Below are 4,980 nucleotides of genomic sequence, written 5' to 3' on the forward strand. Positions count from 1 at the left end.
GCACGGCAAAGCCGCTGGGAGAGGTGGCAGCCGGACGCGCAGTGCTGCGCCAGGCTGGATTATCGCCGGATGGATCGATGGCGCGTTTCATCTCGCCTGGCCGTAAATATCCGCAGCCCCATGTGGCGCTGCCGGCCTTTGACGGCAACGGTAAGCCGGCAGGTATCTGGCTGAGTTCGCTGATGCCCAGTGAAGGTGAAGTGCGGGGGCTGACGGACGAAGGCCGCGTGATGGGCAGTGAGGCAGCCACCTTTGCCGGCCTGCAGGTGAGCCGTAACGGGGGATCGCTGCTGGCGGCCGATATGCCGACGGCGGTGAAGCTGGCGCGGGAAAATCCGCACAGTGGCGTGGTGGTGCGTCTGCCTGGTAGCGAGGGGCGGCCCTGGAACCCCGGTGCCATCACCGGGGGCCGCATCTGGGCGGATGGCGTATCGGACGATGTGGTCACCGGCACACAGCATGGCGAAAAGCTGCCGCCGGAGGTGGTGGCGCAGCAGGCGCAGGCCGAACAGCAGCGCCGCGAAATGGAAGAGCGGGCCGCGCAGGCGGTACGGGAAATGGCGCGCAGCGGTGATAAGGGCAGAGAAGGAACAGACCCGGTGCGGGAAGTGGCACGTGAGCTGGAACGCACGCAGGAACCCACCCCTGACGTGGTCAGGGTGCTGGACAATCATGAAGAGCGCCGCCGCGATGACGCGGTGGCACAGGTGGCACACGAGAACGTGCAACGTGAACGCCTGCAACAGATGGAGCGCGAGGTGGTGCGTGAACTCGACCGGGAAAAAACACTGAGCGGAGACTGAGATGCGGGCAGAGGATAACGTGTTCTTCCCCCTGGTGGTGGTCACAGACAACTGGCTGCAACGGTTGCTGGTCTGGACGCCGGGGCAAACCGACCTGATTAAAACCGTGGCGCTACTACTGATGGTGGCCGACCACATCAGCCTGCTGTTCGGGCTCGACAACGACGCGCTACGGCTGCTTGTACGGGGGGCTTTCCCGCTGTTCGGCCTGGTCTGGGCGATGAACCTGGCCCGCCATCCTCGCATCCGTCAGTCGTCGCTGAACCGGTTGTGGGTGTGGGCTGTGGTGGCACAGGGCGGCTGGATACTCGCCGGGCTGCAGCCGTATGAGGGCAATATCCTGTTTGCCTTTGCGGTCAGCGGGCAGGCGCTGGCGCTGATGCAGCAGCACGGTCCCCGCGTGTGGCCGCTGTCGCTGGGACTGGTTCTGGCGTGGTTACCCTTTTCGGACGGCAGCTATGGCCTTGCCGGCATCATGATGTTGTTACTGGCCTGCGGGGTGTGCATGACGGCCAGGCGCACTACCCGCACCGGACTGGCTTGTTGTCTGGCGCTGGTGATACTGGCGCTGAACGTTGGCGACGGTGCGGCGATGGTGATGACGGGTCTGGTGATACCGGGCGTCACCCTGACAGTGCTGAGCCGCTCCTGTCGTCTGGTCACCCGCTTCTGGCCCCGGGAATTTTTTCCGCTGTTCTACACCGTGCATCTGGCGGTATTGGGACTGATTGCGATGTAACACGCGAACCTAGGCGATAAACGTCAACTCAATACCATCATCGGGTAGAAAATAATTCTACGGGTCGACACTCATCGTAATTAACTTTGCATAAAAGCCTGACGCCTCCGCAATGCGTCGTTGTCCAACCCCGCTCGGGGAGAAAACAAGTTTTCACCCCGAACGGGGTTCTCATTACCCATCTTCTGGCGGTTGACGCCAGTCCGTATTAAAAAAGGAACGCTATGTATTCCCCTAACCTGGCGATGCACAGAAAGGTACTGGCCGGCCTGTTCTGCCTGACCTTGTTTGTCGCACAGCCTGTTGCCACCGCAGCGGTGATTGAGACTGGTTTCTCACCGGAAGGAAGCGCATTGCCGCTGGTACTGAAAACCATTACGACTGCACAGACAGAGGTTCGGGTGATGGGGTACTCCTTCACGTCACCTGAAGTGGTTCGCGCATTAATCAACGCCCGAAAACGCGGGGTGGACGTCAGGGTGGTACTGGACCACAAAGCGAATGCCGGCAAGCAGAACAAAGCCAGTCGGGCAGCCATGAATTTACTGGTAGGTGCGGGCATCCCGGTTCGCACTGTGAGCGCATTCAAAATCCTTCACGATAAGGTGATCGTCGCCGACAGGCGCAATACGCAACTGGGGTCATATAACTACAGTCGAGCAGCGGAAAAATCCAATTCCGAGAACGTACTGGTCGTGTGGGATGACGCTGTGGTGGCTCAACGCTATTTGCAGCACTGGACGTCGCGCTGGGATATCGGAAAGGAGTGGCGTTCGTCGTATTGAAATGTCCCCCATACCTTTCTGTCACGCTATGACGGCTTGATCCTCTGGGCTCAGGTCGTCCGCTATTTCTGCATTTTTATCTGTCATCCCGCGCCAACGGGACTGAAAAATGCTTTTTATGCTGCTAACTTACGGATTCTGTAGTACGCTTTGCCAAACGATCCTTTTCAGATCTTTGGGGAGGCAGAAATGTCACAGATCGTAAACGCAGTAACTTCCTCAGCGAAAACTAAGCGTATTTACCGTAAGGGTAATCCGATGACCGCAACTGAGAAACAGTTAGCTGCGGTGGCTAGGAAGCGTTTTACGCATAAAGAAGTTAATGTGTTCATCAGGAATCCCTTGAAGGAAACATTACTCGAACTCTGTACTGAGGCAGGGTTGACCCAAGGGCAGATGATTGAACGATTGATAGAAAGTGAGCTAGCTCGCAGAATTCATGAAAAGTAAACCGTTTACTTTCTTGATGATATCAACGTTGAATGCTAGATTACTGATCGTTTGAAGAATTTTGGCTGGCCACGCCCTAAGGTGGCAAGGAACTGGTTCTGATGAGGTGTCTACCTGGAACCAGAAAAGCAAAAACCCCGATAATCTCTCTATTCTTGGCGGAGCAGAAGATTAACGGGGCCTACTTAAACTGTATAGAAGCTGTTGCTCTATACGGGGAGTATATGTGCATGCCTAGAAAAGTTCAATACCTTCTGTGCTTGTTACTCCTTCCGTGCAACATAAGCGCGGGAAGGCGTGACTGACAACAAGGCCCTGTTTACACATCATTATCGACAGGTCAAAAATCCGAATCCGGAATTTACGCCGCGAGAGGGTAAAAAAACCCTGCCGTTCTGTCGTAAGCTGATGGCGAAAGCCGAAGGCTTCACGTCTCGTTTTGATTTTTCCATGCATGTCGCATTCGCGCGTTCGTTGAGTTTGCGTCGGCGTATGCCACCGTTGCTGCGTAGGCGTGCTATCGATGCATTACTACAGGGGATGTGTTTCCACTACGATCCATTGGCCAACCGTATCCAGCGCTCGATTACCAATCTGGCCATTGAATGTGGACTGGCCACGGAGTCGAAAAGTGGCAATTTGTCCATCACCCGCGCCACGCGGGCGCTAAAGTTTTTGGCGGAGCTGGGACTGATTACCTACCAGACAGAGTATGACCCACAGATTGGCTGCAACATCCCGACCGATATTACTTTCACCCCGGCCCTGTTTTCAGCACTCGATGTTTCTGATGTGGCGGTGCTTGCCGCGCGCCGTAGCCGCGTCGAATGGGAAAACCAGCAGCGCGAGAAGCAGCGTCTTCCGCGACTGGAGATGGACGAACTGATAGCAAAAGCCTGGCGGTTTGTTCGCGAACGTTTCCGCAGCTATCAAACTGAACGTAAGGCTCATGGATTGAAACGTGCCCGTGCGCGCCGTGATGTTGACCGTACGCGCCGTGACATTGAAGCTATCGTGAACCGGCAACTGACACGCGAGATAGCCGAAGGGCGGTTTGTCGGCAATCTGGACGCGGTACGCAGGGAGAAGGCCCGTCGCGTGAAGGAACGCATGCTGATGTCCAGGAACAACAACTACACCCGATTGGCCACCGGCGCTACCTGACGTCGTATTTACTGAAAATCCGGTTGGCACCGGAGGGTTTCGCACATCCGCCCTCTGCCAGTGCTTGTTATTTGAGCGATGTGACGGCGGCGACACATCCTATCTTCTCTTTCCCACCCTGAAAATGCCCTCAAATTCTCCCGATACCGTCACTTGAATGTACCGATTTAGGTTATCCACATATAACTGCAAGGGAGCTTCCCGTAAAGTTACAACCGATAGGTTTTTTAAGCGCCTGTCGAACTTGTTTTAAAGTGCGTGGTTTCTTTTAAACCCCTGCTGAGTACTTCTTTTAAATACCTTTTCTTTTATTCCTATAAATAAATAACCTGTTCATCGTCTGCCCTGTGGACAGACTCTGATAATGCCCGCCCTTGCAGCGAACTCACGTTCGCGCCGGTTCGGAAACAGAAGGAGCAGCTCCCATCGCGATGCGACGGGCACAAGAACGCACAATAGTTACAACATACAAGTCTCAGCCAGGAAAACACCAGACAGTGCACATCTGAAACAACAGCATTCTCCCTTGCCCACTAAAAAGCCGCCCCGCCCCGGGCTAACGGCCCGGAACGAAGTGGCTTTACAGTGAGTGTTGTAACTAAAGTTTTGAGTCGCTACAGGTCATTGTCGCGGGAAGTCATTCGAACACGCTCGTAAGCGGCCCTAACGGCCCGCTAACGCGGAGATACGCCCCGCCTGCGGCAAAGCCTTGTCGGGACCACTCCGACAGCGTAATGAAGCACCTACGCTACTTTTAGCAGGTTTAGCTTTGCAGGGCGGGGATTGGGATTGGTGAAACCTATCAAATCGGAACCGGCTACGCCGGGCTACGGCGCCATTCAGGGTCTGCGTTCTTTTTTACAACCGTTGGCGCCTTCATGCCGCGATGCGGCATTCAAAAGACCGGCTGCGCACGGCGTTGGTGCACGGATGGCTAAACGGGTATCATCAATGCCTGCCCATTCTGACATGTGTTAACGATGCCGCATAAACACAACGCCAAAAAACGTCACCACATTCCCAAAGCAAAATACACCCT

At 55.4% G+C, this 4,980-nt stretch carries 6 protein-coding genes; all 6 read left to right on the plus strand.

The annotated features are described in order from the left end of the window. The coding region (locus ACMV5I_RS29045) for a conjugative transfer relaxase/helicase TraI domain-containing protein (RefSeq protein ID WP_414825922.1) at window positions 1-803 on the plus strand (803 nt) is incomplete at its 5' end. A 1-nt stretch (window position 804) separates the two neighbouring features. Next, entirely contained in the window at window positions 805-1,542 is a 738-nt protein-coding gene (gene traX / locus ACMV5I_RS29050) for a type-F conjugative transfer system pilin acetylase TraX (protein ID WP_414825923.1), read from the plus strand. Window positions 1,543-1,766: 224 nt separating this feature from the next. Beyond that, complete coding sequence (locus ACMV5I_RS29055) at window positions 1,767-2,327, plus strand: phospholipase D family protein (RefSeq protein ID WP_414825924.1); 561 nt, start codon at window positions 1,767-1,769, stop codon at window positions 2,325-2,327. 189 nt (window positions 2,328-2,516) lie between these two features. Next, window positions 2,517-2,777 carry a replication regulatory protein RepA gene (locus ACMV5I_RS29060; protein WP_414825925.1) on the plus strand — a complete coding sequence of 87 codons (261 nt, stop codon included), beginning with the start codon at window positions 2,517-2,519 and terminating at the stop codon, window positions 2,775-2,777. Between the two features lie 230 nt (window positions 2,778-3,007). After that, window positions 3,008-3,082, plus strand: coding sequence for a RepA leader peptide Tap (tap, locus tag ACMV5I_RS29065; protein ID WP_414825927.1), 75 nt, complete (start codon window positions 3,008-3,010; stop codon window positions 3,080-3,082). Then, complete coding sequence (gene repA, locus ACMV5I_RS29070; RefSeq protein WP_414825926.1) at window positions 3,075-3,941, plus strand: incFII family plasmid replication initiator RepA; 867 nt, start codon at window positions 3,075-3,077, stop codon at window positions 3,939-3,941. Before tap ends, repA begins: the two co-directional genes overlap by 8 nt. Window positions 3,942-4,980: the final 1,039 nt, after the last annotated feature.

This window comes from Serratia sp. T13T92 (assembly GCF_047530105.1).
Taxonomy (GTDB): Bacteria; Pseudomonadota; Gammaproteobacteria; order Enterobacterales; family Enterobacteriaceae; genus Chania; species Chania fonticola.

Excerpts from the sequence above, each read along its gene's own strand:
- traX (WP_414825923.1), top strand. The coding sequence starts at position 805 with ATGCGGGCAGAGGATAACGTGTTCTTCCCCCTGGTGGTGGTCACAGAC.
- ACMV5I_RS29055 (WP_414825924.1), top strand. The coding sequence starts at position 1,767 with ATGTATTCCCCTAACCTGGCGATGCACAGAAAGGTACTGGCCGGCCTG.
- ACMV5I_RS29060 (WP_414825925.1), top strand. The coding sequence starts at position 2,517 with ATGTCACAGATCGTAAACGCAGTAACTTCCTCAGCGAAAACTAAGCGT.